Raw genomic sequence first — 26,450 nt, forward strand, 5'->3', positions numbered from 1 at the left:
TACCGACTCACTCCGCCTTTTTTACTTTATCCAACTTTTCTAGATATTCAATCGCATCATTAAACGTATCAACTGGAACGATTTTCATATCGGTATCAATTTTTGCTCCCGCCTGTACGGCTTCCTTATAGTTCGAATTAGCCGCTCCTTGCTGATTAGGCGCAAAAAACACTTCTGCTCCCTCTTTATCCGCGGCCACAATCTTTTGAGAAATTCCTCCAATAGGACCTACAATCCCTTTATCGTTAATAGTCCCCGTACCCGCAATTTTATGTCCTTTTGTTATATCTTCTTTTACAAGCTGATTATAAATTTCAAGTGAAAACATCAAGCCTGCAGAAGGTCCACCAATCTTTTCAGTATCAATCTCTACATCTGGCTCTACGTCCACTTCGCGACTGGTTTCTAAGGATATTCCTAACCCAAAGCGCGTTTGATCATCTGGAAATGAGGCTAGAGGAAGCTCTACTATTTTTTCTTCATCATTTCGTAAGATGGTTATCGCAACCTTATCCCCTTTTTTCTTCTTCGCTACGTATTCAATTAACTCCTCTGCTGTCTCAATAGTTTGACCATCTACTGCCTTTACAATATCTCCAATTTTAAGCTTGCCATAAGCAGGCATATCCGGTACTACTGTAACAATATAAACACCTTTATTCTCAAACTTAATTTCTTTGTTTGCCGCATTGTATGCAACAATGACGGCCGCATCTTTGGACGTATCCATCATATGTAATTGCCTTACCGTATAATCGCTATCACTTTCTCCTTGCTGCAAAATATCTTCTTCAGGATACAAGTGATGAAAGTCTTGAATATGAGCCATAGCATACGATAAAGGCGTCGCCCTTCCCATTCGAACCGTGGTTAACATAAAGGCCCCTTGCTCTTCATACCCTCCTTGCACATTAATAATAGGCTTTAGCTCCTGTGCTATGCCAGGCTTTGTAATATAATAAGGTAAGGGATAAAAAAATAACATAGCAATTGTTAGCACTAATGCTATGTAGGATAAAATTCTAACTCTTTTCTTCACCTGTGTGATTCTCCTTCCACTTTTCAATAGCTTCTTGAATAAACGGTAGATGCTCAATTGCAGCTTGTTCACCGATTTCAATAATTTCTTTAATATCTGTAAACGCTCGCGAACTAAACGTTTCTACTTTAGGGCGAAGCATTACATCAGACGCAATTGCTCGATTTATTACAAGCTCGTCTTGAAGAATATCTAGGCTCTGTAAAATAACGTCAAAAATTGATGTGATTTCTGCATTTCTTTTCACATGAGAGACATCGACTGCAAGCACAATATCTGCTCCCATCTCTCGTACAATGGATACCGGAATCCGATCGATGACCCCGCCATCTACTAGCAAGCGTCCATTTACATTCTCTGGTGCAAAGATACCTGGAATGGAAATGCTTGCTCTTACAGCTTGTGCAACTGAGCCCGTTTTGAAAATGACTTTCTCCCCAGCTTTTAAATCCGTAGCCACAATGGCAACTGGAATATTTAAATCTTCAATCTTTTTATTTTTGGTTAGGGCTTTTACCAAGGATTTAATACGATTCCCCGCAATAAATCCCATTTTAGGGATTGTAAAATCTAAATAATATTTTCTTTTAAAGGTAAGTGCCATTTTATATAGTTGACTTATTTCCGTACCAGATGCATATATAGCCGCAACCAAAGCACCCATGCTGCTACCCGCCAAATAGTGAATAGGGATATTGTTTTCCACCAGAACTTTAATGACCCCAAGGTGAGCAAACCCTCTTGCTCCTCCTGACCCCAATGCCAATCCAATCGTTGGGCTTTTCATAGTTAGGCCCCCTTACTAATCACTTGTTTTATTCAGTATATACGTCTGCCGCTATAAAGTGAAACTTGAGCACGTAAATAATCATTTTTATCTTTAGCTTAACCAAGAAAGTAGAGAAAGAAAACGTGGTCTAAACGATTAATTAGCATAAATTGGACTAACCAATTCGTATATTGATATATAGAACATGTACCTGCTGTATCGTATGCAGTTTAAAAGGAGAGGGAATAGAATTGAATAAATCCATGTTAAAAACGATTGTGTTAGGAGGAACCGCTTTAACGCTTACCTTTGCCTTACTCACTTATCCAAAAGAAGCACTGGAAGCCTCAGTGCGAGGATTAAATACATGGTGGAAGGTCGTATTTCCATCATTATTGCCTTTCTTTATTCTTTCCGAATTATTGATTGGATTCGGAGTTGTCCGCTTTATCGGATCAATATTAGAACCTTTGATGCGCCCATTATTCCGAGTTCCAGGGGTTGGAGGATTTGCGTTAGCAATGGGAATGGGTTCTGGATTCCCTTCCGGAGCAAAGATCACCGCTCGATTACGGCAAGAAGAACAGTTATCAAAAACGGAAGCTGAACGCCTTGTTTCTTTCACCAACTCCTCAAACCCTATATTTATCTTTGGAGCAGTTGCGGTCGGCTTTTTTAGCAATGCAGCAATGGGGATAATCCTTGCTTTTGCACACTATCTCGGAAACATTCTAGTAGGACTTGTTATGCGCTTTTACGGAAAAAAGGCTGATACAACGTATTCTGCTTCCACTCAGCGTCCGTCTCTTATTCAAGCCTTTAAAGAAATGCACGAAGCCCGCATAAAAGATCAAAGGCCCATTGGTAAGCTTTTAGGTGATGCTGTGTTATCATCAGTTCAATCTTTATTAATGATCGGTGGATTTATTATTTTATTTTCTGTTTTAAACAAGCTGCTGTTTGTCATGAACATTACAACGTTTATAAGCAGTAATCTTTCATATTTATTTAGTTTACTTCAACTTTCAACGGCACTAAGCCTTCCCTTTATATCAGGACTTTTTGAAATCACAATGGGCAGTCAATTGACTAGCCAAACAGCAGAATCCACTCTATTTCAACAAGTCATTATTGTCAGCTTTATCCTAGGCTTCAGTGGTTTTTCTGTTCACGCTCAAGTTGCCAGTATTCTTGCTGAAACAGATATTCGATTTTTCCCATTTTTTTGTGCACGCTTGATGCACGGACTATTTGCTAGTATCCTTGCTATCTTAGCATGGAAACCTTTTGAACAAAATATTCTATCTCAGGCTCAGTGGTCTCCACACGCTTTGCCTACTTTTTTGCAGGAAGGCACAACGAGCTGGAGCCAAATCTACTTTGAATTTTGCACCCTATATGGGCCAACGTTTACCATTTTATTGCTATTCACTTATTCCTTGTTATATATGAAACGTCACTTTCCGCTAAAATAAACGACAAAAACGCCATCCATTCCTATAGCAAGCTAAAATAAACGTTTGCGTAAGAATGTAATGGCGTTCTATCAATTAGCTGAAAACTTCTTAGAGAGCGCTTCTTTCACAACCGGAGGCACAAGCTCTGATATATTGCCACCATATTTAGCAACTTCCTTTACAATGCTAGAACTTAAGAAAGAATATTGATTATTCGTCATCATAAACAATGTTTCAATCTCTTTATCTAACACACGGTTTACAGATGTTATCTGCATTTCATATTCAAAATCCGATACCGCTCGTAAACCGCGTAAAATAGTGCTAGCTTGCTTTTGTTTTGCATATTCCATCAGCAAGCCACTATACGATTCTACTACTACATTTGGAATTGATTCTGTTACTTGCTTTAGTAGTTCAATTCGCTCTTGCACTGTAAACAATGGGTTCTTGGATGAGTTGTTTAATACAACAACATACAACGTATCAAACACGTTTGAGCCTCGCTTAATAATGTCTAAATGACCGTTCGTTACAGGATCAAAGCTCCCTGGGCAAACTGCTATGCTCCCCATAAAAATCCCCTTTCTCTTACGTAAAACAATTGTTATACTTCTTCAGGTTGCTTATATGTATAAATTGATACACCGATAATTCCATAGGTTTCACTTTTTATCTTTTCGAACTCATTAATTTCATCTGGAAGCACTACGTCATTTGCATGTTCTGCAACGATGACACCTGAGGATTGCAACAGTTTATGCTTACTAATTGTTTCGATAAGCGCTTTCAACTTTTGTGCCTTGTACGGTGGGTCGAGTAAAATTAAGTCAAACTGTAGCTCTCGCTTAATGATGGCTTTTAGTGCTCTTTCAGAATCGTTGCGATATACTTCTGCTTGCTCTTGTAAACTACATGTTTGCAAATTACTTTTTATCGTTTGAATAGCTTTACCGTCTCGATCTACGAAAATTGCTCGGTCTATTCCTCTGCTTAGCGCTTCAATACCTAAGCCTCCACTGCCTCCAAATAAGTCAAGAGCTATTCCACCTTCAAAAAAAGGACCAATCATATTAAAAATAGCTTCTTTTACTTTATCTGTTGTAGGACGAGTGGAATTACCTGGGACTGCTTTTAACGAATGCCCTTTACAGCTTCCAGCTACTACTCTCATGTCTATCACTACCTTACTTTTACTTGCTTATTCTTCATTATCCTAACACAAAATTAACTATAAAAACTAGCGGAAATAAACTTTTTCCATTTTTATGGTACAAAGCGACGTAAACAATGACAGGAATAGAAGTTTTACTCCCAGTATGTATAAAACAAGAATTAGAGGACATACTACTTACCAACAACATCATCGAACCGATGTTGTTGCCAACCGCGGAGAAGGCTTACGTTTCCCCATAAGTTCTTCCTCCGGTTTCTCCTCTCCCTTTGCCTTCGTAAGCAACAATGCAGTCTATACTGAGATTGCATGAGCTTAATTGAAGGACCCTGTGATGCGTAGTTACAGGGCTTTTTTTTATTTACTCTGCAAAAATTCAATGTTACATTAAACTTGACTGTAAATAAAACGAAAGGAGATTAAGGATGATTCAACGTTTTATTGAGCTTGGACAAGGTTACTCAGATATCTATGAACTATTCGAAATTGCAAAGCACAATACGCACCGCCTACAGCACTTTATCATGCTGCGTACCGTGATAGACAATCAGCCAAAAGCATCGTTCGTTGTTGTGTTACATCCAACAACTGAAGGGAAATTCCAGCCTCTTTATGTTTGTCGAGAAGGAATTACTCTATCAGAAACGAAAGCAAATAAACGCGTCGAGCTGTTTGAACAATTAGCTAATTCCTTAGATAAAAATATAATTGTATTAGACGTTAAGCCGTCTACAATGTTTTCAGAAACAGAACTTTATTACCAACATTTAATTGGCATTTTGCGTATGAACCGATATATTTCACCCTTGCAATAAACGTACATAAAAAAGAGTTTGGGACATAACAAAATGATGGCTTCTAAAAGACGAACACTAGCTGTTCCCATCTCTTTGATTTGTCTCAACTCGTTCGTTCCATTGCGCTACGGCCACTCGCTTTCCGCGGGGAGGAACCTGAGCTTCTTCGCTGCGCTGGATCTCCGTTTTCCCTCTCTTCCCCGCAGGAGTCGAGTGTCCTACGCTCCATTCCACCCTGTTTCCAACATTGTTTTCACAATCAACAAAAAACCTGAACGATTAAAAGTTATGAACTCTCAATCGTTCAGGTATAGTAAGGACTGAACTACTTATGTCCCAGCCTCTTTTTACTATATACCAATCTTGTAGTCGTACTCTTTTGCTTTATCGGGCTTTGAATTTTCAAATTCAGTTTTTAATTCTGGTCGGTAAGAAAGCAATATTTTTTTCACAAAAGGTAGCGACTGAATACGCTCCATTGTCTTTTCAATTCCATCCTGATTGCAATACAACACAACGTATTTTAGTTCTCTTGAAACATACTGTACATTCCCATACTTACGAAGTGCTTTTGCTTGCTTCACAGAATGCACATATGCAATAAGTCCTTGACGATTAACAAACATAATAGCTTCCCCTTTTACATAGGTTAAAATAGTTTTATATGAAACTGAAGTAGGTGAGTTATGTATGACGTTAGATGACGTTTGGTCTTCCTTTTTTTCTCATTTTACTAGGAATAAATTAATTGAACAAGTAGAAAAAAAAGAAATTACGCATGTTCCGTTCCTTTACATTACATCAAGCAAAGGTGATCGGCATCAAATTGAAAAATGGATTCATATAGCCTCTGAGACAGCTACCACAAATGCAAAAGTAACGTGGCAAACGGAGTTTGTTCGCCACGCCACTTCAATATACGTCTACCGTCACCGCTTCTTTGTTCCTCAAAGAAAATCATTCTGTTGTGGAAACGTGTGCGGTACCGATTGTACGCGACTGAGGTTGTAACGCTTAGGCGCTACAGCCACAGCTTCCACCGGCTCCACATCCTCCGCCACAGCTGCTTCCTGTATCGAAAAATGGATTGCCTGTTGGAACTTTTATATGTTCTGACACAGATTGTCCAATAATAACACTAATCTCATCTAAAAGCTTTTGTAGCTCATTTTCCGCTTTTTTAAACGCAGCAATCGTATGCTGTAAATCTACAGAGCGCTTAATATCGCGCATTTGCTTTGTAATGGATTTATAATCGGGATGATATTTACCAAACCGCTGGACATCTTCGTATTGCTCTTTCATTTTACCGAATTCAGCAATTAATTTCTGTGCTTCTGTGTCTTTATTTAATCTATTTAAACATTCGCGATAATGTTCAGCTACGTCCGAATGCAAAACCATATTTGCTAGCGCATCAGACTCATCAAGTAGCTCAATTGTTCTCATTGTTGTGAGCATCGTAAATATACACCTCCTGCTTTATCTTATCATGTTTCAGTTTCAAAAGAAAAAGAACATGCAACATTTTATTACATGTTCTTTTCATTTATACAATTTTAATTGTAAAAGATTCTTTTAAATCGTAACTTTCTTGCTCATTTTTCATCAGCTCAATCGTAATTTGATGAGAACCTTTTGGCAGTGCTTTAATGACAAAAGCAGCTTGCTTAATAGGATTGATTGCTTTACCGTCAACTTTCACTTCAAGAAAACCGTTACCATCGTTAAATGAAAATCCGTTAATAATACATTCCACATATACATTGGCACCTCTTACATGCTGATGTACTACTAATTGTTTCTCTGTACCTATCGTTTCCATGGCAGCTTGGCCTGAAAAGCTTACCATTTCTTTATTTGTTTCCGGCTTTGGCTTATCATTCTGACACCCTACAAGTGAAAAGATACAAGCTAGCAAGCATAATATAACACGCATTCAGATCATCCTTTGCAAATGTTTTATGCTTAGCTTTCGCACTAGGGTTCTTTTTTACTCAAAAAAAGCTTCGCAAAGACGAAGCTTTCTAACAAATTATTGATTTCTCATCGACTGAAACATGTGAAACATCATGTTTGCCATCTGAATAGAGTTTGAAAATTTTTCAACTTTATGAGGAATCGTCTGCTTATAATAGGTTTTTGACTCTAAGTCAAACTTTTCTAATTCATCTGGGTTTCTTGTCAAGCGACGATACCACATCGGCTGCTCCCGAATGAATTCATTCAGTTTTGGCTTAGAGCGGATATACTCATATACATCTTCCCGCATAATCTCCTAGTCCTTCCGAAAGCCAAATGGATTTCTTGGACCAGATGGCGTGCTGCGCGTTAATGATTTTGGTGATTGAAATTGCTGCAACACCTGCTGGATATTGGTAATGGCTGAATTAATATTTGTGATATGATTTTGCATTTGATCTAAGTCCATATTTTTGAAGGATGATACAATTGTGGACATGATGTCTTTTTTACTCTCTGCTTCTTCTGCCGTCTCTGGTTCTGTTTTCTCACCTTCAGAGCGATAAGTATCCCATATGGAATCTTCAGCCCCGAATAAGTACCAGTCTTCATATAGCTCTTTCCACGTTTTTCTTTGCGTTCGAACTTCTTCCACTAGCTTCGGATGTGCTTTAACAAAGTTTTTAAATTCTACAACAGATGGATGAACCTCTCGTTTTGTCTCATTCACAGTCACTCACCTCATACATATTAGCCTACTATAGTGTAGAATATGAGGGCTTGTTTGGTTCGCCTATTTTTTAATTTTTTTCATAAGCATGCTGTTTTTTTTGAAGCGGTAAAACCGCTAATATGTATGCTAACAAAATTGAAAAGATGCTCAACCAAAACGTAAAGTAACCAATATGAGGGATATAGTCATTTAGCATGCTATACCTTGGCATCATAAAAAACACATAGTCGATAATGTCATTATGTAAAGTCCAAACAGCTGCAATTGCTAAATGCCAAAGCTTAATTCTGTAAAACGGTGAATACAATAAACCTTGAACAGCCATAGCACCGTGTGATCCCATAAGCATAAGCATGATGGCATCCATTTGCCCTGTTGTCAAATAGACAAGGAGATTCATTACAACTGCCCAAATTCCATATTTAAATAGCGTAATCATTGCTAAAGCTTCAAATAGTGGAAGTTGTTTTTTTAATAAAAAACCAATTAAAACAATAACAAAAAACAAGCTTGCTGTCGGACTATCTGGAACAAACAAAAGGAAACGAGCAGGAGTTTGTGACAGCTGATTCCCATACCAAATATAACCATAGATTGTTCCCAAGATGTTGACGATTAGTAAAAATGTTAAAAAACGCTTATCTTTTAACGTATACCAAAACCAACTCAACGTGAACACCTCTCTTTCGCTTCATATGAATTACGATATGACAATTTCTTCATCATTATAAAGTTATTTTCCATAAAAAAAAATACCTATTCATAGCGAAGCTATAAATAGGTATTTTTTTATTCTTCTTTCCCTATATTTGCTATAAACTCAGACAGCGTCTTTAACTCCTCATCCGAACCTTTAAAAATGCCAGCAGGCATACTACCTTGACCATTTTTAGCAATATCTGCGATTTCTTCAGCAGATAAATCTAATCCTGTTAGCGCTGGTGCTGCAGGTCCTCCCTGAAGATTTTCACCATGACAGGTTAAGCACGTCTGCTCTTGCATAATTTTGTAGCCGTCTGCTTCCGTATCAATCGCTACTTCTTCACGGATTTCCCCCTGAGCTTCTTTTGCTTCCCAATCCACACTTACAACTGACTCCCACGTTAAGTAAAATACCGCGGCTACTCCTAATAACATAAAGCCTGTTGCTAGCGGGCGCTTTGCTGGCCTTCTTTCAGGACCTCGATCAAGAAACGGTGCAAGCATGAGCGCACCAAAAGCGATACCTGGAATAATAAAGGCTCCAATAGCGTTATATGGACCTGAAGCATACGTATACTTTAAAAGCTGGTATAAAAACAAGAAATACCAGTCTGGTAATGGCAGGTATCCCGTGTCAGTCGGATCTGCAATCCGCTCCAATGGAGAAGGATGCGCGATAGTTAAACAAAGATAACCAATTAAAAAGACCGCACCTACCATCCATTCCTTTAATAAAAAGTTTGGCCAAAATGCTTCCGTTTTACCTGGAAATTCCGAATAGTCTTTTGGAATATTCGGTTTTCTTTCAGCAGGTACACGTGAGTCACCGACGAATTTCATCCCTTTACCACGATGCATGCCGATTCTCCCTCCCTTTCTTCACATATTTCTCACATATAAATTAAATTTTTTAACTTATAGTGGACCAGAAATACCTTGTTTACGAATCATTAAGAAGTGAGCACCCATTAATCCCAGCAAAGCACCAGGTAAGAAGAAGACGTGAATCGCAAAGAATCGAGTAAGCGTCTGGGCACCAACAATATCTGGATGTCCTGATAACAACGTTTTTATTTGTTGACCAATAATTGGCGTGGACTCAGCTATTTGTAGCCCTACTTTTGTAGCAAATAGCGCTTTCATATCCCATGGCAATAAATAGCCTGTAAATCCTAAACCTAACATAACGAAAAAGATTAAAACTCCTACAATCCAGTTTAGTTCTCTTGGCTTTTTATATGCTCCTTGGAAGAAAACCCGAAGTGTATGTAGAAACATCATGACAATAACAAGGCTAGCTCCCCAATGATGCATACCACGAACAATTTGACCAAATGCAACTTCATTTTGTAAATAATAAACAGATTCCCATGCATTTTTAATATCCGGTACATAGTACATCGTTAAAAACATACCAGATAAAATTTGAATAACGGTTACAAAAAACGTCAGGCCACCAAAACAATAAACAAACGCTGAAAAGTGGTGAGCTGGATTGACGTGTTCAGGTACTTCATGATCGGCAATATCACGCCATAATGGGGTAATATCAAGCCGCTCGTCTACCCAATCATAGATCTTATTTAGCATGCTCTATGCCCCTCCCCGTGGTTTGGCTTTTCCAAGATACAATGTACCATCTTTTACTTTTTGTACGTATCCATCTAGCGGACCCATCGGTGGAGTGCCTGCTACGTTCTTTCCGTCTTTGTAATATCTTCCGTCATGACACGGACAGTAAAACTGGTTTGGATGTGCTTTGTCACCAGCCCAGTTAACAGTACAGCCTAAGTGCTTACAAATTGGTGATAGAGCTACAATTTCTCCATCTTTATCTTTGTAAACCCAAGCTGAACGCGGTTCTTCCGACTCATGCCAACCGTCAACTTGATTTACTTTAAAGTCAACACGCTTCGGTTCAGCTGTGATGTCATCCACTTGTGCGACAGCCACTAAATCCTGGTCTACCCCTTTTTTCAACACTGGATCAACCGCAAACCTTACCATTGGCATGAGCATACCGGCAGCCATAAACCCTCCTACACCAGTAAGAGTATAGTTTAAAAACTGTCGTCTTGATACCCGATGGTCTTTCTCACTCATGATATTCCCCCCTCTATTAAAAGCTCAGCCCCTTGAACATAGTGTGGAAACATGATGATTTATTCTATTAAACTAGGACATTTTCATGATATATCAATATGCATGCAAGGTCAATATAAGCAACCCCTAAAACATGGAAATAACCTTTATTTTTCTAAATTTTTTGGTTATTTTTTGTTTACGCTTCCATTCTTATCTTATTAAGGTTTAGCTTTTCCACTTTTCCAAGAAATCTGGAATAATTTGTTCAATTTGATTTGCAACTACTCTTTGCTTATGAGCTTCTTCCATATGCTCTAAAGGAAGCGTTGGAATCCATATTAACTTTGATTCTAGCTCTTGATCATAAGCAATCCAGTCACGGTCATTCGTTAAGAAAAAAATATGCTTTGTCTCGCTAATACTCACTTGATTCTTCCAATCTATCAGATTCTTGAGAGCATATTGAGCTCCTAATTGCTTTAAGTATGTAAAACTTGGTGCTAGTAGAACTCGTCCTTTAAATTGTCTTTCTAATTCTGATGTAATAATCGTTGTGTACTCGTTCATTGCTGCGGTTGTTTTCATGGCTGCTCCAAAATCAATTGGAATCAGCGGAATAATAATTGAATCTACATATTCTTTAGATTGTAGATATAATTCAACGTCTTTCACATGCCATTTCATTTACATTTCACCCCGTCATTGCTGTACATCTCTTTTTACATATGGAAAAAGAGATTGACTTTACTGCTACTGTAGCCAATCTCTTTTTGAATTATTTTGCTTGGTAATGCTTATTTAAATATGTCGTTAGACGCTCAAATTCTTCTCTGTTATTTTCGTCTAATGCTTTATCAATTAGCTCCATAACCTTTGAACGTTGGAAGCGTTGAATGGACTGTTCCAACACTTGCTCTGCAAAGAGCCGATCCTTTTCATTTGTTTGCACTGTTTTGGGCATATATGGGTTTTCTTCTAACACCGCAACATATTGTGTTGATGAATATAATGAGCGAAAATTAAGCTGAATATAAATGTCTTCATCACGATTTAATCGAATATCATGAAATGATTTTTCCGCATCCGTTGTCATGATGTTTTCTTTATAAAAGCGAAACGGTGGGTCTTCTACACAATGTGTTGACATGACCATTCCTCGAGGACAAAACTGCGCTTGCTCTACGAAGTGAACGCGCTGCATCAGTTGATCATGACTCATTAAATAGTTTAAAATCCATACACATTCTCGGCGTTTCAATTGATAATTTGTTAAAAACCAGCGAACAAATTCTTTCTTTTCGTTGACAGTAACAGGGGTCGTCATAGTCTCACTTCCCTCCTCTGTGTTTAATCACAGGTCTTAAACACCTTTTACAGATTAATATTCCACATGACAATTAGAAAATCCTTTGAACTATTATTTATTCTTCCAGTTGAAATAATATGTCTTGAATTTCAACTGATGATGGATCTAAGACTAGTAATTTTTTAAACATTTCTTTGGCTTTTTCTCTATTTCCTTCTTCCAGTAGGAAATAGCCGTACTCTTCAAGAAACGCATATTCATCTAAGAAAACGCGAGATGCTGCTTCATAATGAGTTGCTGCTTTTTCATATTCTTCCGTTTCCTGATAAGCTTTTGCCAAATCCCAGTCAAAGTTTGGGTCATGCTCATTGTATTCATTAGCATGGGTAATTAACTCAATGACTTCTTCATATTTCTCCTGGCTCATATATAGCTTAGATAATGTTAAAATTGCTTCAACATATCCCGGATCCAATGCAATGGCTTGTTTAAAAGCAGCTTCTGCCTCTTCTTCTATACCGCGCTTCAACGCAATTTTCCCTTTAAAGAAATAAAGTTCTTTTTGAAATTCATCTTGAGAAATTCCTTCATTGACTGCAGCTGCAGCTTCTTCAAGCAACTCTTCGTGCTCGTATGATTTTGCTAAATATAAATACAAAGAATGGTATTGAGGATCTAACTCTTTTAACTCTACAAACTTCTCAATAGCTGTTTGATAATGCCCAGCTTGATACGCTGAAAATGCGTATTCGAATAACGTGTTGATTTCTAGCTTGTCTTGTAACGCATCATGAAAATACGGTAGGGCCTCTTCGAATTTCCCAACTCCGCTTAAACTTTCTGCCAGACGCTGTCTTAAGTCAATTCCATTTAGTTCTTTATCTGTTTTTAATACCTCTTCAAAATAAGGAATAGATTGCTGATACATTCCTTGACTACTGTAGAATTCACCTAGTGCAAAATCAATTACTTTTTCAGTTGGCAATAGGCGTTTTGCTTCAAGTAGCTTTTGCTCACTTACTTCCGTTAAACCTTGCATTTGGTATAAATCCGCCATCAAGATTAAAGCTGCTACGTAATTTGAGTCAGTCGTTGCTACTTGACTTAAGATGTGAATAGCCTCTTCTTCTTCCTCTAAATCAATTAAAATCTCTGCTTTTAATAAATGGAGCTCACCTTCGGATGGATACTTCTTAATTAACTCGTCTACTAAAGGTAACGCTTCATTTACAAGTCCCCATTCGTGAAGCTGCTCAACCATTAAAAACTTTTCTTCGTCGGTTGCTTCATGCTTCAGCTCATTGATAAGCGCTAACCCTTTTTCAACTTCATTTTCCTCTACATATCGTATAGCACGATCTAATTTCGTCATCCTATAATCTCCTTTATCACTTCGTCTATATGTTTTCATCACTTAGTATGATCGATTGTATTTACTAATGGTTATAAACAAATTTGTTAGTAGTCCCTATAATAAATGAGATTACTGTTTTGTTCAACAAAACGGATTGAATAATAAGAGTTTGGGACATAACAAAATGATTGCTTCTAAAAGACGAGCACTCGCTGTTCCCATCTCTTTGGTTTGTCTCAACACGTTCGTTCCATTGCGCTACGGTCACTCGCTTTCCGCGGGGAGGAACCTGAGCTTCCTCGCTGCGCTGCGGGATCTCCGTTTTCCCTCTCTTTCCCGCAGGAGTCGAGTGTCCTACGCTCCATTCCACCCTGTTTCCAACATTGTTTTCACAATCAACCAAAAAAACCTGAACGATTAAAAGTTATGAACTCTCAATCGTTCAGGTATAGTAAGGACTGAACTACTTATATCTCAGTCTCTTGCAACTACATTATGAAATAAACGTTTGATAACCTCGGCCCTCTAAGCACACTTTTGCTTTTTTACGATCTTCATCGGTTTGAAAACTGAGTCTTAAAACACCATAGATATCTACGCGCGTTTCTAGAATTCGGATGTTTGTAATGCTAATTTCTTCTTCTGCTAGATATCCTGTTACTTCTGAAATGATACCCAGATAGTCAGGAACATCTACATATAGATCATAAAAAGAGGGTATCGCTCCTTTTGAACGCACCGGAAGCTGATCGCGAAATTCTTTTGCCTGAGAAAAATACGCATAGATATTCTCAGCATTTCTCTTCTCAATCATACTACGCACATTGTGCATCTCATCTAACCAATAGTCGAACATTTGAAGTAACGCATCTTGATTATGAAGTAAAATATCTCTCCACATCGCTGGACTGCTCGATGCAATTCGAGTAATATCACGAAAACCACCCGCTGCTAACTTAGAAACAAGAGGATTTCCTTGCTGATAATGCTCTGCTTGATGCACAAGACTAGCTGCAATGATATGAGGAAAATGACTGATAACACCTGCAAGCTTATCATGTTCTTTTGGTGAAAGAACAATGATATTAGCTTTTGTACCTGCCAGTAATTTTTTAAGTCTATTAACAGCCTCTTTTTCCGTATGAGGAGAAGGAGTTAACACATACATTGCATTTTCAAACAAGTGAGCTTTAGATGCTGTGACACCACTTTTATGAGAACCAGCCATTGGATGACCGCCAATAAATTGAATCCCTTTTGAAAGTAAGCATGAAGCCGTTTGAACGATTTGTTCTTTTGTACTCCCAACATCCGTAACAATAACCTCTTTTTTCAAAGGAATACTTTCTAATCTTTGCACAACTTGAACGGCTTGTGTAACAGGCACAGCAATAACAATGAAATCAGCTTTTTTAGCTCCAGCTTCAATTGAACTACTTATTTCGTCAATAACAGTTAGCGATTTTGCTAGTTTTACCTGCTCTTCATTAATATCGTAACCAATAATATGCATTGATTCATATGTATTCTTTATATTTAACGCTAACGAACCACCAATTAGGCCCATCCCAATTACAAAAACTGTTCCTGTCACCTTTGTCACCTCGTATTTCACATATGAAATGAGAGTGTGATCTCACACTCTCATTTCTACATTATTATGCAAATGATTTATGTTTACTCACATACTCTTGAAGTAATTGAATAATTTGTTCATTTTGCTCTTTTGTCCCAATTGTAATCCGTACAGATGTAGGGAAGCCTAATGCGTTGCCAGAACGAACAATATACCCTCTTTCCAATAGAAATTGGAATACTTCATCGCCTGGTTGACCAAAATCAATTAGTACAAAGTTAGTGTAAGAAGGATAGTAATTCAAACCGTTCTTTTCGCAAAATGCATAGTATTGCTGTAAACCATCTTCATTTTTACGCTTGCACTCATTAATAAAGTCTTGATCTTTCAAAGCTTCAATCGCCGCTTTTTGAGCCATACGACTTGTATTAAACGGCTCACGAGCAGGTTCTATTCTTTGTAATAATGCTTCATTTGCAATGCCGTACCCAATTCGAAGTGAAGCCAATCCATAAGCTTTTGAAAACGTACGTAGTACAATTAAATTCTCGTACTCATCCAGTAGATCTACAGTTTGTGGAAAGTCCTCTTCTTGTGCTGCGTATTCATAATATGCTTCATCCATAACAATCAGCGTATGCTTTGGAACTTGCTTAATAAATTCCATCAGGTCTTTTTGCTTTACATAGGTACCGGTTGGATTATTGGGGCTACATACCCAAACGACAGTCGTTTGTTCATCAATTGCGCTTAACATTGCCGACAGGTCGTGGTCACCGTTTCGAAGCGGAACCTCACGAATTTCAGCTCCTTCAATTACCGCATTGTGACGGTATTGAGGGAATGTCGGCGTTGCCATCACCGTATTTGTTTCTGGTGATAGTAAAGCACGGCAAATAATTTGAATAACTTCATCTGAACCGTTCCCAAAAATAAGCTGCTCACCTTTGACATGTAAATATTCAGCCAGTGCTGTTCTTAATTCTGCACTATAGCCGTCTGGATAAAGTGCCATATGATTAAGCTCTTCGTAAATAGCTTCCTTCACGCGATTTGAACAGCCATACGGATTCTCATTAGATGCTAGCTTCACAACAGTTTCTAAGTTGTATTCTTTTTTAACTTCCTCAATGGGCTTGCCTGGCTTATATGGAGATAATGTTAATAATTGCTCTTTTACTTTCAACTTGTTACACCTCGCATTTTTGTATCGGTGAAACGATGGACGCTATATACGCTTGAAAACTTGCTATTCCTTCTGACCTTGTCTCCTTATTTAAAAGTACCGATTGAAGTTCCGCAACTTTGTGAACAATTGCACTACCAATTACAATACCATCCGTGTATTCTTTTAATACTTCAACCTGGTGGCTTGTTGAAATACCAAACCCCACAGCAACGGGTATGGACGTCGAAGCCTTAACTTCCTTTAAAAATGAATCTAAGTCCTCAGGAAGCGTTTCTCGAATTCCAGTTACGCCAAGGGATGATACGCAGTATAAAAAGCCTGTTGCATCTTTGGAGATTTTTTCAATACGCTCTTTAGATGTTGGAGCAACCATTGAAATATAAGCTACTTCGTTTTGCTCAGCAAGGGTGCGAATCTCTGTACTTTCTTCATAGGGTAAGTCAGGAATTAATACACCATCAATTTCATTTTCTCGCACTAAAGCGAAAAAGGATTCTAAACCTAATTGTAACACAGGATTAAAATAGGTAAAGAGAATAATCGGAATTTCCACTCCTTTTTTTCTCATTTTTGGCACAAGTTTAATTGCTTTTGATATAGACATTCCCTGAGCAAGTGCACGGCTAGAAGCCGCTTGAATGATCGGTCCATCCGCTAAAGGGTCGGAATATGGAACGCCTAACTCCAATACAGAAGCTCCTTCTTTTTGCAAAGCTAAAGCAAGCTCTATCGTGACATCTTCATGCGGATCTCCGGCTGTAATAAAAGGAATAAATAGCGTATCATGTTTGGGTAATCGCTGCTTAAATGTGCTCATATTCTTTTTCCTTCCTTTCTAATAAATTAACAAGAGTGTGAACATCTTTATCCCCTCGTCCTGATAAACAAATCAAAATACTTTCATCTTTTGTCTTAGTTTTTGCTACCTCAAATGCTTTAGCAAGCGCATGTGCTGATTCAATTGCTGGAATAATTCCTTCTGTTTTCGACAGTAGCTGAAGCGCTTCAATCGACTCATCATCCGTTACGCTTTCATACCTTACTCTTCCTATTGAAGATAAGTGAGAGTGCTCTGGGCCAATTCCAGGATAGTCAAGTCCTGCTGAAATCGAATAAGGCTCTGTAATTTGACCATTTTCATCTTGCAATAGATACGTTAACGTCCCGTGAATAACGCCTTTAGTTCCTTTTTCCATTTTGGCAGCATGAAGCTGTGTATGAACACCTTTTCCTCCAGCTTCTACTCCTATAAGCTCTACCCTTTCGTCCTTAATAAAGTCGTAGAACATCCCGATCGCGTTGCTACCACCACCAACACAAGCAATTACCGTATTAGGAAGCTTGCCTTCCGCCTGTAGAAACTGCTGTTTTGCTTCCTCTCCAATAATTTTTTGAAAATCACGAACCATTTTTGGGTAAGGATGCGGACCAATAGCGGAACCAATTAAATAAAAATGATCCTCACAGTGCTGAACCCAGTAACGGATCGCTTCATTTGTTGCATCCTTTAAGGTTTTTGTGCCTGAAGTAGCTGGAATAACTTCTGCTCCTAATAGTTTCATACGAAATACGTTTAATGCTTGGCGCTCAATATCTTCCTCTCCCATAAACACTTTGCATTCCATACCAAACTTAGCAGCCACCGTGGCCGTAGCCACGCCGTGCTGACCAGCACCTGTTTCAGCAATGATTTTCTTTTTCCCCATGCGCTTTGCTAACAAAATTTGTCCAATCGCATTATTGATCTTATGAGCTCCAGTATGATTCAAGTCTTCGCGTTTTAAGTAAATCTTCGCTCCACCCAGTTTATTTGTTAAGTTATCTGCATAAGTTAGGGCTGTAGGTCTTCCTGAATAATTTTTAAGAAGAAATAAATACTCTTCTTTAAAAGCTGGGTCCTGCATAGCTTCATCCAAAGCTTTCTCTACTTCTTCCAATGGCTTCATTAACGTTTCAGGTACATATTTTCCACCAAATTCTCCAAATCTACCAAATTCATCTGGATGATTGTATGTCATGTAAAATCTTCCTTTCGATACGCTTTATTTTTTGTTGATCTTTTTTACCGTCACTTTCAATTCCACTTGATAGATCGATACCATCTGGGTGATAGTACATTAAGCTATCAATATTAGATTCTGTGATTCCACCTGCAATAAAGCATTTCTTGCTATAAGAGCGAGCCGTATTGGTATAGGCCGGGACAAAATTCCAGTCAAACGCAACGCCCGTTCCGCCAAATTGTTCTTTGACTTTACTATCAATTACATAGCCATCAACAACGCCTTTATAACGCTCCATGGCTTGTAGCGTCTGTGGACCATGAGGCAAAGCTTTCCAAACTTCATAGCCAACATTTTTATAAAAAATAAGTTCTTCAGGTGATTCATTTCCATGACATTGAATCACCTGTAAGTCTGCTTTCACCGCTGTTTCTAATACCTCGCTAGGAGCTCCATTCACAAACACGCCCACTTTTTTCATTTCAAAGCCTGAACAGTTCATAACCTGAACTTTTTCTGGCGTAACGTACCGCTTACTTTTCGAATAAAAGATAAAGCCTACGTAATCAGCAAGTCCAGCCTTTGCTAATTGAAAATCTTCAATTGTTTGGATACCGCAGTACTTAATGTGCATGACTTGTTTCTCCGAATAGATTTCCAATCGCTGCTTGCTGATTATCTTGTTTCATTAATGACTCTCCAACTAGAACTGCTTTTGCACCGGCTTCTTTTACATAAGTAAGGTCTTTATATTCATAAATTCCGCTTTCACTAACAAATAAGCTATCCTTTGGAATAAGGGGAGCAATATCCTTTGTTTGGGTAATGGATGTCTCAAACGTGCGCAAATTACGATTATTAACGCCAATAATCTGTGGTGTTAACACGCGTAAAATTTGTTCTAATGTCTCAGCTGAATGAACCTCAACTAAACAATCAAGCCCTAGCTCACCTGCTTGTTCATATAACTCCTTTAAATGTACAGGCTCAAGGACTTCTCCAATTAATAGAATAGCATCTGCACCGATGCGAGCACTTTCCTCAACTTGAAGCTCATCAATAATAAAGTCTTTTCTCAAAACAGGAAGGTTTACGTTTTGTTTTATTTCAGTCAAATATGCCCGGTGGCCCATAAAATACTGCTCATCTGTTAAAACTGAGAGGGCATCTGCTTTTCCTGCTTCGTACGCTTTAGCAATCGTAACAGGGTTAAAGTTTCGTTGAATCAGTCCTTTTGAAGGGGATGCTTTTTTCACTTCTGCAATCAGTGAAAGCATACGGTTTGAATTTGCAAGAGCTTCTAAGAATGACACTTTCTCTACTTGAACAGGATCTGGTAGCACTAAGTTTGCTACTTCTTGTTTTTTGGTTTCAATAATTTTGTTAAGCACGATTAACCACCTCTTCAGATTTTAAACGCTGGAGCTGTTCGAATGCCTGACCGCTTTCGATGATTCGCATCGCTTCAACGACTCCTTGCTCTAGTGTTTGAACAGCACCACTTACATATATGGCAGCTGCTGCGTTCACAGCAACCGCTGACTGTGCAATTTTGTTCTCACCGTTTTTAAAGATTGATTGAATAAGAGCTGCGCTTTCTGCCGCATCATTTACTATAAGCTCTTTCATAGTTCCCCTTTGGACACCTAGTGATTCAGGAGACAGCATATACTCTACAACGCGCTCATCTTTCACTTCCACTACGTCTGTTTCAGTCGTTACGCTTATTTCGTCTAGACCATCTCGACCACAAACTAGCAGTACATGTTTAGCTTTAAGCTGTACTAAAGCTTGCGCAAGCTTTCTTGCTAAATCGATTGAATACACACCAATTACCTGCTTGCTGCAATTTGTGGGATTAGCTAAAGGACCCAGCGCATTGAAAACTGTACGAAACCCTAATTCTCGGCGTATTTGAGCAACATGCTTCATAGCTGGGTGATAAAGAGGAGCGAATAGAAATGACATGTTGACACGTTCAAGCGCTTCTTCAACTTCAGTCTTCTCTCCTTGAATATCCACTCCTAATCTCTCTAGTACATCCGCACTTCCGCTTTTTGATGAAACGGCACGATTGCCATGCTTTGCTACTTTTACACCAGCTGCTGATGCCACAATAGCACTTGCTGTAGAAATATTAAACGTTGACGCCCCATCTCCTCCAGTTCCACATGTATCAATCACGTTTTCATACCTAATGGAGATTATGTTCATGTTATTTCTCATCCCTTTAACAAAGCCGACGATTTCCTCAACTGTTTCGCCTCGGTAAGTTAACAAAGTAAGGATACCTGCAATTTGTGTAGGTGGAACTTGCCCATTCATAATGTCATTCATAAGCTCTTGTGCTTCTACAGCTGATAACGTTTCGCCATTTAAGCATTTTGATAGCAGTTCTTTAAACATACACATTCTCCTTTTTATCGTAGATATCTTGAGCGATTTGAATCGTTTTAATTAAGGCACTCGCTTTGTTACGGGTTTCTTTCCATTCTAGCTCTGGCTTAGAGTCTGCTACAATACCAGCACCAGCCTGTACATAAGCTACTTCATCTTTTAAGACAATTGTTCGAATGGCAATACAAGAATCAATATTCCCATCAAACCCTAAATAAGCAACGGTTCCTGCATATACATTACGTGCAACAGGTTCAATTTCATTTAAAATTTGCATGGCTCTCACCTTTGGCGCACCTGATACTGTCCCAGCTGGAAAGGCAGCTAGCAAAGCATCAATTGGATGAACGCTTGGGCTAATAGTTCCCGTTACTTTAGAAATTAAGTGCATGACGTGTGAAAATTTAACCAACTCCATTAATACCGGTGTCTGTACGCTACCGTATTTAGCTACTCTTCCAATATCATTACGCGCTAAGTCGACTAGCATATAGTGTTCAGCACGTTCTTTTTCATCTTGGATTAAATCTTCGTACATATGCTGATCTTCTTCTTCGTTCCGTCCTCTACGTCTTGTTCCAGCGATAGGATGAATTTCTAATTCACCATTTTCGATTCCAATAAGCTTTTCTGGAGAGCTACCGATTAATTCCACACCGTCTACTTTGACATAAAATAAATAAGGAGACGGGTTAACTAGTCGCAATACTCTGTAAATATCAAACCCAGAAGCTTTCGTTGGAACTTGAAAACGTTGGGATAAAACCGCCTGAAAGACGTCACCGCTTTTGATATACTCTTTAATTTTGTTAACGTCGTTCATAAACTGCTCTTTCTCGTACGAAGAAGTTACACCTTTAAACGTTACGTCTTTTTGTTCTGAATTAAAGACAAGCGGTAACTTGTTTGTTGAGGGATTCACTATTTGATTAACATACGAATTGATATCTTCAACTGCAAGCTGATACTTTTTACTTTTTTCTGCCTCTGTATCCCCTTCGTTAAGCTGAACATAGCGGAGAAGAACTAACTCTTTTGATTGGTGATTGTATGCTAATAGCGTTTCGCAATACATAAAATGAAATGTTGGCATCTGTAAGTCATTTTCTTTATTGACCTGTACTTTTTCAATTTGTGAAACCGCATCATAACTAATAAAACCAACTGCACCACCTTTAAAGGGAAGCGGCAGATCAGGAAGCTTTACTTTAAAATGCTCATCCACTGTTTGAACAGCATTTTTAAAGCTAGAAGCTGAAAACCGCGGTTGTAAATAGCGGTCTTTAATGATGTACTCACCATTTTCTTCCGCAACATATAAAAAAGGATTTAATCCAATAAATGAATAGTTGGACCAAGGTGATGTATCATCGTTACTTTCAAGTAAATAGACTGCTTCATCCTGCACCCGCTGAAACAGATCAACTGGGGTCAAGCTGTCAACATATAACGTCTTTGTGATAGGAATTGTTAAAAAGTGTGAAGAGTCTTCCAGAAAGGAAGTATACGTGTTTGTCATGTGATTCATTCCTCCATTTCAAATGGAGAATGAGAAATAGTGAGGTGTTTTTAGAAGATATTATAAATAAACCCAAAGACATATCAAAAAAAAGCATGCCTTTGGGTAAACGAATGTCATATTTTAACTAGACTCAGCTCTTCTCAACTATCTCATTCTCGTCTACCCTAAACTCAACTAAACTACTTATTACTAACTCTAAACTATCTACATTGTATTACGTTCATCTAAAAATTGTCAACCATGAGACTTTTTTAATTAGAATTCTCTAATTGCTGACTTAACAGGTTTAAAATAAGACCGTCTTCCACCTTTTGAACATAAGGTTGACCAATTTCTTCGAGCAAGACCATATACACGTCACTTTGCTTAGACTTTTTATCAGCCTGCATTTTCTTTAATAAACGTTCTTTTTCTAAGTGTGAAGGAATCGATGTTTGATAACCAAACTGTTTAAACCATGAAGCAATTTCGGATACTGGAAACGCTGTTTTTCCTAAAGCGTTGCTTACATCCATGGCGAAAAGCATTCCAATTGCTACCGCTTCCCCGTGGCTAATTTTCCCATATCCACATTCTGATTCAATGGCATGACCTAACGTATGTCCGAAGTTTAAATGCGCTCGAACACCCGCTTCCATTTCATCTTCTTTCACTATCGCTGCTTTAACAGAGATTCCTTTTTTAAGCGCGTGGATTAATGCATTCTCTCGTAAATCACTTAACGTTTTAATCGTTGTTTTCAGCCATTGATAGAATTCCACGTCATGAATTAACGCATGTTTAATCACTTCAGCAAAACCGGAACGCCATTCTTTTTCAGGTAAGGTATTTAATAATTCAATGTCATAAAAGACAGCTTCTGGCTGAAAGAACGCACCAATCATATTTTTTCCTAGTTCATGATTAATTGCTACCTTTCCACCGACTGCACTATCGTGGGCAAGAAGGGTTGTTGGAACCTGAATGAATGAGATACCACGCATATAAGTTGCTGCAACAAAGCCAGCTAAGTCTCCAATTACCCCTCCTCCAAATGCAATAATAAGAGCATTACGATCCAGCTGCTTTTCTAAAGCAAACGTTTGACACGCATAGTAATGTTCAAAGGATTTCGCTTGTTCACCGCTAGGCAGTACGTATTTATAAACCGTTGAATACGAAGATAAAGCGTCCATCATTTTATCTCCGTAGCACTCGTTTACTGCTTCATCTGTCAACACTAAAATTTGTGAAGCATTTGGCTTTACGCTTTCGATAACTGATGGAAGTTTAGATAGAATGTTTTCACCTAGATAAAGAGGATATGTTTTAGACTTGGTTTCAATTTGAATTTGTTCCATTAAAATCCCCTCGCATATTCACGCATCTGCTTAATATTTTCAGCAATCGTTTCAATTTGGTCTTGGCCAAACTGTTCTACGATTGCAGATGCTAACTCCCACGCAACAACTGCTTCGGCTACGACACTAGCTGCAGGAACCGCACAGCTATCTGAACGTTCAATACTTGCTTCAAATGGTTCTTTCGTTTCAACATCAACACTTTTCAATGGCTTATAGAGCGTTGGGATTGGCTTCATAACACCTCTAACAACAATAGGCATTCCCGTAGTCATCCCACCTTCAAAACCACCTAAACGGTTTGTTCGTCTTGTGTATCCATTTTTTTCATCCCACAAAATTTCATCATGAACTTCGCTACCAGGCTTTCGAGCAGCTTCAAAACCAAGGCCAAATTCAACCCCTTTAAACGCATTAATACTCATTACAGCCGCAGCAATTTTAGCATCTAATTTACGATCATAGTGTACATAGCTACCAACACCAGCTGGCATACCTTCCACGATGACTTCAACAATTCCGCCGATTGAATCTCCAGCTTCTTTTGCATCATCAATCGCTTGCATCATATCTTTTTCAACAGCTGCATCAAAACACCTAACCGGTGATCGCTCTGTAACTTCCTGGAGTTGTTCAAGAGTTTCATATGCTGGAGGATTAGCTTTAATTCCCCCAATTTCACGCACATGTCCTGCCACTTTAATTCCAAACTGAGCTAAAATTTGCTTTGCTACTGCACCAGCCGCAACGCGAACCGTTGTTTCACGCGCTGAGGAACGCTCTAATACATTTCTCATATCGCGATGTCCATATTTAATTGCGCCATTTAAATCTGCATGTCCAGGTCGTGGGCGTGAGATTTTTCGCTTTACGTCTTCGGCTTCTTCTTCAGAAATTGGCTCAATGCCCATAATCTTTGTCCAATGCTTCCAATCGTTATTTTCAACAACCAGCGCAATAGGAGATCCAAGCGTGTAGCCATGGCGAACGCCACTCACAATTTCTACCTGATCGGTTTCAATTTGCATACGACGCCCTCTTCCATGTCCTTTTTGTCTACGCGCAAGCTCTGTGTTTACATCTTCCGCAGTTAAAGGTAGCCCTGCTGGAACACCCTCTAGAATGGTCGTCAATTGTGGGCCATGCGACTCTCCTGCTGTTAAGTATCTCATCTTTCTACCTCCACTATTATGTATTTTTCAGGAAATCGTCTGAATTTTTATTTTTAAATATGACTATACCATACTCTATGTTACTTCACCACAAAAAAAAAGCGAACGCACTCTTTACTGCCCCTATTATAATTTGCGATAAAAAAACGTATCTACTACTTCCAATCCATATTTCTGAGGTTGAAATACTTGCTCTGTACTTCCCACAAAAAAGACGCCTCCCTTTCTCAATGAATCCGAAAACTTCTGATAAAGCTGATGCTTTGCCTCTTCAGTGAAATAAATAAGCACATTGCGACAAACAATTAAGTCAAACTGTTGTGAAAAGGGATCCGCAAGTAAATTATGTTTCTTAAAAGTAACCGTCTTTTTAATCTCATCGTTTACTTTGTAAAACAATCCTTGACTAGTAAAATACTTGTTTTTTATATGTACCGGCACTTCTTGTAGTGATTTTTCTGCATACAACCCTATTTTGGCTTTTTCAATAACCGTTTCATCCAAATCTGTGGCTAAAATTTTAATGTGTGAAAGCGGATAGTATGAAGATAAAACCATCGCTAATGTGTATGGTTCCTCTCCCGTAGAACATGCCGCGCTCCAGACTTTTAGCGTTTCGTTCCCCTTTGTTAACTGAGGTAGAATCGTTTCTTCTAACACTTCCCAACGCTTTCGATTTCGATAAAACTCTGAAACATTAATTGTGATTCTATCTAAAAATTCAGTCAATAAATCCTCTTGATAAGCTAGGGCTTGATAATAGGTATGGAAACTAGTAAACCCTTTCTTTTCATATAAAGATACTAACCTTCGTTTCATTTGTGCCTCTTTATATAACGACAAGTCGATACCTGTTTTCAGCTTAATTTTGCGAACAAACTCTTCATATTCATTTGTCATAAATAAGACCCCTATCTATCATATTACATATTTCTTTTTATTCCATTATATCGGAATCTCGTTTATCGATGTTAAATTTCTCCATAGAAAAAAGAGTTTGGGACATAACAAAATGATTGCTTCTAAGAGACGAACAATAGCTGTTCCCATCTCTTTAGTTTGTCTGAACACGTTCGTTCCATTGCGCTACGGTCACTCGCTTTCCGCGGGGAGGAACCTGAGCTTCCTCGCTGCGCTGCGGGATCTCCGTTTTCCCTCTCTTTCCCGCAGGAGTCGAGTGTCCTACGCTCCATTCCACCCTGTTTCCAACATTGTTTTCACAATCAACAAAAAACCTGAACGATTAAAAGTGAGAAACTCTCAATCGTTCAGGTTTATCATTAGCTGAATTACTTATGTCCCAGCCTCTTTTTTTCGTGGTAATTGTCTAATTGTCTGCTTAATAAAGTAAGCTATTTAGCTGTTTGTTATATGATACTACCTCTGACTCTGAGAAAAACAGCGCAATTTCGCGTTGGGCACTCTCTGGAGAATCTGAACCATGAATAACATTTTTATCAACAATAAGCCCATAGTCTCCTCGAATTGTACCTGGAAGCGCTTCTTGAGGATTTGTTTTTCCCATCATTTGACGTGCATTTGCAATGACATTTTCCCCTTCCCATACCATTGCAAATACTGGTCCTGATGTAATAAAGTCAACTAGCTCTTTAAAAAATGGCTTTTCGCGATGTTCTCCGTAATGTGTTTCAGCCAAATCTTGTGATACGTGCATTAACTTTGCGCCTACTAATTGAAACCCCTTTTTTTCAAAGCGAGATACAATCTCTCCCACAATACTTCTTTGTACCCCGTCTGGTTTGACCATTAAAAAAGTTTGTTGTATCATTTTCTCTCCACCCCTGAAGTTATGATATGTAAAGCGAATGAAAGCGTAATCACACTCAAGAAAATCTTACCACTCTTTAGGTTG

At 38.5% G+C, this 26,450-nt stretch carries 31 protein-coding genes; 3 read left to right on the forward strand and 28 right to left on the reverse strand.

Annotated elements, in window-relative coordinates:
* Window positions 1-7: 7 nt before the first annotated feature.
* Together A2U94_RS04785 and A2U94_RS04790 are read right to left on the reverse strand one after the other, a co-directional pair.
* On the reverse strand, window positions 8-1,039 hold the full coding sequence (locus A2U94_RS04785; protein ID WP_025908820.1) for a SepM family pheromone-processing serine protease: 1,032 nt from the start codon (window positions 1,037-1,039) through the stop codon (window positions 8-10).
* Window positions 1,023-1,826 (reverse strand): patatin-like phospholipase family protein, encoded by an 804-nt coding sequence (locus A2U94_RS04790; RefSeq protein WP_025908819.1) that lies wholly within the window; start codon window positions 1,824-1,826, stop codon window positions 1,023-1,025. The genes A2U94_RS04785 and A2U94_RS04790 overlap by 17 nt, the downstream gene beginning before the upstream one ends.
* A gap of 233 nt (window positions 1,827-2,059) precedes the next feature.
* Here A2U94_RS04790 and spoVV point away from each other — a divergent pair, with 233 nt between their 5' ends.
* Window positions 2,060-3,283 carry a dipicolinic acid transporter SpoVV gene (spoVV, locus tag A2U94_RS04795; RefSeq protein ID WP_025908818.1) on the forward strand — a complete coding sequence of 408 codons (1,224 nt, stop codon included), beginning with the start codon at window positions 2,060-2,062 and terminating at the stop codon, window positions 3,281-3,283.
* Between the two features lie 71 nt (window positions 3,284-3,354).
* On the opposite strand, the gene coaD is transcribed toward spoVV, so the two are convergent.
* Together coaD and rsmD are read right to left on the reverse strand one after the other, a co-directional pair.
* The gene (gene coaD / locus A2U94_RS04800; protein ID WP_025908817.1) at window positions 3,355-3,840 is read right to left on the reverse strand and encodes a pantetheine-phosphate adenylyltransferase; all 486 of its coding nucleotides are present in this window, start codon (window positions 3,838-3,840) and stop codon (window positions 3,355-3,357) included.
* A 32-nt stretch (window positions 3,841-3,872) separates the two neighbouring features.
* Complete coding sequence (gene rsmD, locus A2U94_RS04805) at window positions 3,873-4,439, reverse strand: 16S rRNA (guanine(966)-N(2))-methyltransferase RsmD (protein WP_025908816.1); 567 nt, start codon at window positions 4,437-4,439, stop codon at window positions 3,873-3,875.
* A gap of 425 nt (window positions 4,440-4,864) precedes the next feature.
* On the opposite strand from rsmD, the gene A2U94_RS04810 reads away from it, so the two are divergent.
* Complete coding sequence (locus A2U94_RS04810; RefSeq protein ID WP_025908815.1) at window positions 4,865-5,254, forward strand: DUF7147 family protein; 390 nt, start codon at window positions 4,865-4,867, stop codon at window positions 5,252-5,254.
* 332 nt (window positions 5,255-5,586) lie between these two features.
* On the opposite strand, the gene A2U94_RS04815 is transcribed toward A2U94_RS04810, so the two are convergent.
* Window positions 5,587-5,862 carry a YlbG family protein gene (locus A2U94_RS04815; RefSeq protein ID WP_025908814.1) on the reverse strand — a complete coding sequence of 92 codons (276 nt, stop codon included), beginning with the start codon at window positions 5,860-5,862 and terminating at the stop codon, window positions 5,587-5,589.
* A 64-nt stretch (window positions 5,863-5,926) separates the two neighbouring features.
* On the opposite strand from A2U94_RS04815, the gene A2U94_RS04820 reads away from it, so the two are divergent.
* On the forward strand, window positions 5,927-6,247 hold the full coding sequence (locus A2U94_RS04820; protein ID WP_025908813.1) for a hypothetical protein: 321 nt from the start codon (window positions 5,927-5,929) through the stop codon (window positions 6,245-6,247).
* Between the two features lie 3 nt (window positions 6,248-6,250).
* Here the strand turns inward: A2U94_RS04820 and A2U94_RS04825 are convergent, their stop codons facing one another.
* The 23 genes from A2U94_RS04825 to ndk all read right to left on the reverse strand — a co-directional run bounded on the left by A2U94_RS04825 (window position 6,251) and on the right by ndk (window position 26,366).
* A complete protein-coding gene (locus tag A2U94_RS04825; protein ID WP_025908812.1) occupies window positions 6,251-6,697 on the reverse strand; it encodes a YlbF/YmcA family competence regulator in 447 nt (148 codons plus the stop codon).
* A gap of 88 nt (window positions 6,698-6,785) precedes the next feature.
* Window positions 6,786-7,175, reverse strand: a complete 390-nt coding sequence (locus tag A2U94_RS04830) for a hypothetical protein (protein WP_025908811.1) — start codon at window positions 7,173-7,175, stop codon at window positions 6,786-6,788.
* A 96-nt stretch (window positions 7,176-7,271) separates the two neighbouring features.
* A complete protein-coding gene (locus tag A2U94_RS04835) occupies window positions 7,272-7,508 on the reverse strand; it encodes a YlbE-like family protein (protein WP_025908810.1) in 237 nt (78 codons plus the stop codon).
* Window positions 7,509-7,514: 6 nt separating this feature from the next.
* Entirely contained in the window at window positions 7,515-7,928 is a 414-nt protein-coding gene (locus A2U94_RS04840) for a YlbD family protein (protein WP_025908809.1), read from the reverse strand.
* A 70-nt stretch (window positions 7,929-7,998) separates the two neighbouring features.
* On the reverse strand, window positions 7,999-8,601 hold the full coding sequence (gene lhaT / locus A2U94_RS04845; RefSeq protein ID WP_025908808.1) for a lipoprotein heptaprenylglyceryl N-acetyltransferase LhaT: 603 nt from the start codon (window positions 8,599-8,601) through the stop codon (window positions 7,999-8,001).
* Window positions 8,602-8,720: 119 nt separating this feature from the next.
* The gene (locus A2U94_RS04850) at window positions 8,721-9,491 is read right to left on the reverse strand and encodes a menaquinol-cytochrome c reductase cytochrome b/c subunit (protein ID WP_025908807.1); all 771 of its coding nucleotides are present in this window, start codon (window positions 9,489-9,491) and stop codon (window positions 8,721-8,723) included.
* Between the two features lie 57 nt (window positions 9,492-9,548).
* Window positions 9,549-10,223: a menaquinol-cytochrome c reductase cytochrome b subunit gene (gene qcrB / locus A2U94_RS04855; protein ID WP_025908806.1), complete on the reverse strand. Its 675-nt coding sequence runs from the start codon at window positions 10,221-10,223 to the stop codon at window positions 9,549-9,551.
* A 3-nt stretch (window positions 10,224-10,226) separates the two neighbouring features.
* Window positions 10,227-10,736, reverse strand: coding sequence for a Rieske (2Fe-2S) protein (locus A2U94_RS04860; protein ID WP_025908805.1), 510 nt, complete (start codon window positions 10,734-10,736; stop codon window positions 10,227-10,229).
* 207 nt (window positions 10,737-10,943) lie between these two features.
* Window positions 10,944-11,402, reverse strand: coding sequence for a YpiF family protein (locus A2U94_RS04865; RefSeq protein ID WP_025908804.1), 459 nt, complete (start codon window positions 11,400-11,402; stop codon window positions 10,944-10,946).
* Window positions 11,403-11,493: 91 nt separating this feature from the next.
* Window positions 11,494-12,042, reverse strand: coding sequence for a ReoY family proteolytic degradation factor (locus tag A2U94_RS04870; RefSeq protein WP_025908803.1), 549 nt, complete (start codon window positions 12,040-12,042; stop codon window positions 11,494-11,496).
* 97 nt (window positions 12,043-12,139) lie between these two features.
* Window positions 12,140-13,396, reverse strand: a complete 1,257-nt coding sequence (locus A2U94_RS04875; RefSeq protein WP_025908802.1) for a tetratricopeptide repeat protein — start codon at window positions 13,394-13,396, stop codon at window positions 12,140-12,142.
* 475 nt (window positions 13,397-13,871) lie between these two features.
* Window positions 13,872-14,972, reverse strand: a complete 1,101-nt coding sequence (locus A2U94_RS04880) for a prephenate dehydrogenase (protein ID WP_025908800.1) — start codon at window positions 14,970-14,972, stop codon at window positions 13,872-13,874.
* 64 nt (window positions 14,973-15,036) lie between these two features.
* The gene (gene hisC / locus A2U94_RS04885) at window positions 15,037-16,140 is read right to left on the reverse strand and encodes a histidinol-phosphate transaminase (protein ID WP_025908799.1); all 1,104 of its coding nucleotides are present in this window, start codon (window positions 16,138-16,140) and stop codon (window positions 15,037-15,039) included.
* Window positions 16,141-16,144: 4 nt separating this feature from the next.
* On the reverse strand, window positions 16,145-16,960 hold the full coding sequence (trpA, locus tag A2U94_RS04890; protein ID WP_025908798.1) for a tryptophan synthase subunit alpha: 816 nt from the start codon (window positions 16,958-16,960) through the stop codon (window positions 16,145-16,147).
* A complete protein-coding gene (gene trpB, locus A2U94_RS04895; RefSeq protein WP_025908797.1) occupies window positions 16,947-18,161 on the reverse strand; it encodes a tryptophan synthase subunit beta in 1,215 nt (404 codons plus the stop codon). Before trpB ends, trpA begins: the two co-directional genes overlap by 14 nt.
* On the reverse strand, window positions 18,139-18,780 hold the full coding sequence (locus A2U94_RS04900) for a phosphoribosylanthranilate isomerase (RefSeq protein ID WP_025908796.1): 642 nt from the start codon (window positions 18,778-18,780) through the stop codon (window positions 18,139-18,141). Before A2U94_RS04900 ends, trpB begins: the two co-directional genes overlap by 23 nt.
* Window positions 18,770-19,537 carry an indole-3-glycerol phosphate synthase TrpC gene (trpC, locus tag A2U94_RS04905; protein WP_025908795.1) on the reverse strand — a complete coding sequence of 256 codons (768 nt, stop codon included), beginning with the start codon at window positions 19,535-19,537 and terminating at the stop codon, window positions 18,770-18,772. Before trpC ends, A2U94_RS04900 begins: the two co-directional genes overlap by 11 nt.
* On the reverse strand, window positions 19,530-20,552 hold the full coding sequence (trpD, locus tag A2U94_RS04910; RefSeq protein WP_025908794.1) for an anthranilate phosphoribosyltransferase: 1,023 nt from the start codon (window positions 20,550-20,552) through the stop codon (window positions 19,530-19,532). Before trpD ends, trpC begins: the two co-directional genes overlap by 8 nt.
* Window positions 20,545-22,062: an anthranilate synthase component I gene (trpE, locus tag A2U94_RS04915; RefSeq protein ID WP_025908793.1), complete on the reverse strand. Its 1,518-nt coding sequence runs from the start codon at window positions 22,060-22,062 to the stop codon at window positions 20,545-20,547. Before trpE ends, trpD begins: the two co-directional genes overlap by 8 nt.
* 254 nt (window positions 22,063-22,316) lie before the next feature.
* Window positions 22,317-23,405, reverse strand: a complete 1,089-nt coding sequence (aroB, locus tag A2U94_RS04920) for a 3-dehydroquinate synthase (RefSeq protein ID WP_025908792.1) — start codon at window positions 23,403-23,405, stop codon at window positions 22,317-22,319.
* On the reverse strand, window positions 23,405-24,577 hold the full coding sequence (aroC, locus tag A2U94_RS04925; RefSeq protein WP_025908791.1) for a chorismate synthase: 1,173 nt from the start codon (window positions 24,575-24,577) through the stop codon (window positions 23,405-23,407). The genes aroB and aroC overlap by 1 nt, the downstream gene beginning before the upstream one ends.
* A 126-nt stretch (window positions 24,578-24,703) precedes the next feature.
* On the reverse strand, window positions 24,704-25,477 hold the full coding sequence (locus tag A2U94_RS04930; protein WP_025908790.1) for a CheR family methyltransferase: 774 nt from the start codon (window positions 25,475-25,477) through the stop codon (window positions 24,704-24,706).
* A 439-nt stretch (window positions 25,478-25,916) separates the two neighbouring features.
* Window positions 25,917-26,366: a nucleoside-diphosphate kinase gene (gene ndk / locus A2U94_RS04935; RefSeq protein WP_025908386.1), complete on the reverse strand. Its 450-nt coding sequence runs from the start codon at window positions 26,364-26,366 to the stop codon at window positions 25,917-25,919.
* Between the last annotated feature and the right edge of the window lie 84 nt (window positions 26,367-26,450).

The organism is Bacillus sp. VT 712, assembly GCF_001614195.1.
Classification (GTDB): Bacteria; Bacillota; Bacilli; order Bacillales; family Bacillaceae_H; genus Priestia; species Priestia flexa.

Bases quoted from the DNA above. Each gene is read 5' to 3' on its own strand.
- trpD (WP_025908794.1), bottom strand. From the start codon at position 20,552: ATGTTTAAAGAACTGCTATCAAAATGCTTAAATGGCGAAACGTTATCA.
- aroC (WP_025908791.1), bottom strand. From the start codon at position 24,577: ATGAGATACTTAACAGCAGGAGAGTCGCATGGCCCACAATTGACGACC.
- rsmD (WP_025908816.1), bottom strand. From the start codon at position 4,439: ATGAGAGTAGTAGCTGGAAGCTGTAAAGGGCATTCGTTAAAAGCAGTC.
- A2U94_RS04860 (WP_025908805.1), bottom strand. From the start codon at position 10,736: ATGAGTGAGAAAGACCATCGGGTATCAAGACGACAGTTTTTAAACTAT.
- qcrB (WP_025908806.1), bottom strand. From the start codon at position 10,223: ATGCTAAATAAGATCTATGATTGGGTAGACGAGCGGCTTGATATTACC.
- A2U94_RS04790 (WP_025908819.1), bottom strand. From the start codon at position 1,826: ATGAAAAGCCCAACGATTGGATTGGCATTGGGGTCAGGAGGAGCAAGA.
- A2U94_RS04815 (WP_025908814.1), bottom strand. From the start codon at position 5,862: ATGTTTGTTAATCGTCAAGGACTTATTGCATATGTGCATTCTGTGAAG.
- coaD (WP_025908817.1), bottom strand. From the start codon at position 3,840: ATGGGGAGCATAGCAGTTTGCCCAGGGAGCTTTGATCCTGTAACGAAC.
- A2U94_RS04825 (WP_025908812.1), bottom strand. From the start codon at position 6,697: ATGCTCACAACAATGAGAACAATTGAGCTACTTGATGAGTCTGATGCG.
- trpE (WP_025908793.1), bottom strand. From the start codon at position 22,062: ATGACAAACACGTATACTTCCTTTCTGGAAGACTCTTCACACTTTTTA.
- A2U94_RS04930 (WP_025908790.1), bottom strand. From the start codon at position 25,477: ATGACAAATGAATATGAAGAGTTTGTTCGCAAAATTAAGCTGAAAACA.
- A2U94_RS04810 (WP_025908815.1), top strand. From the start codon at position 4,865: ATGATTCAACGTTTTATTGAGCTTGGACAAGGTTACTCAGATATCTAT.
- trpB (WP_025908797.1), bottom strand. From the start codon at position 18,161: ATGACATACAATCATCCAGATGAATTTGGTAGATTTGGAGAATTTGGT.
- A2U94_RS04830 (WP_025908811.1), bottom strand. From the start codon at position 7,175: ATGCGTGTTATATTATGCTTGCTAGCTTGTATCTTTTCACTTGTAGGG.
- A2U94_RS04870 (WP_025908803.1), bottom strand. From the start codon at position 12,042: ATGACGACCCCTGTTACTGTCAACGAAAAGAAAGAATTTGTTCGCTGG.
- A2U94_RS04850 (WP_025908807.1), bottom strand. From the start codon at position 9,491: ATGCATCGTGGTAAAGGGATGAAATTCGTCGGTGACTCACGTGTACCT.
- A2U94_RS04820 (WP_025908813.1), top strand. From the start codon at position 5,927: ATGACGTTAGATGACGTTTGGTCTTCCTTTTTTTCTCATTTTACTAGG.
- trpA (WP_025908798.1), bottom strand. From the start codon at position 16,960: ATGAGCACATTTAAGCAGCGATTACCCAAACATGATACGCTATTTATT.
- ndk (WP_025908386.1), bottom strand. From the start codon at position 26,366: ATGATACAACAAACTTTTTTAATGGTCAAACCAGACGGGGTACAAAGA.
- A2U94_RS04900 (WP_025908796.1), bottom strand. From the start codon at position 18,780: ATGCACATTAAGTACTGCGGTATCCAAACAATTGAAGATTTTCAATTA.
- A2U94_RS04875 (WP_025908802.1), bottom strand. From the start codon at position 13,396: ATGACGAAATTAGATCGTGCTATACGATATGTAGAGGAAAATGAAGTT.
- aroB (WP_025908792.1), bottom strand. From the start codon at position 23,405: ATGGAACAAATTCAAATTGAAACCAAGTCTAAAACATATCCTCTTTAT.
- A2U94_RS04865 (WP_025908804.1), bottom strand. From the start codon at position 11,402: ATGAAATGGCATGTGAAAGACGTTGAATTATATCTACAATCTAAAGAA.
- A2U94_RS04835 (WP_025908810.1), bottom strand. From the start codon at position 7,508: ATGCGGGAAGATGTATATGAGTATATCCGCTCTAAGCCAAAACTGAAT.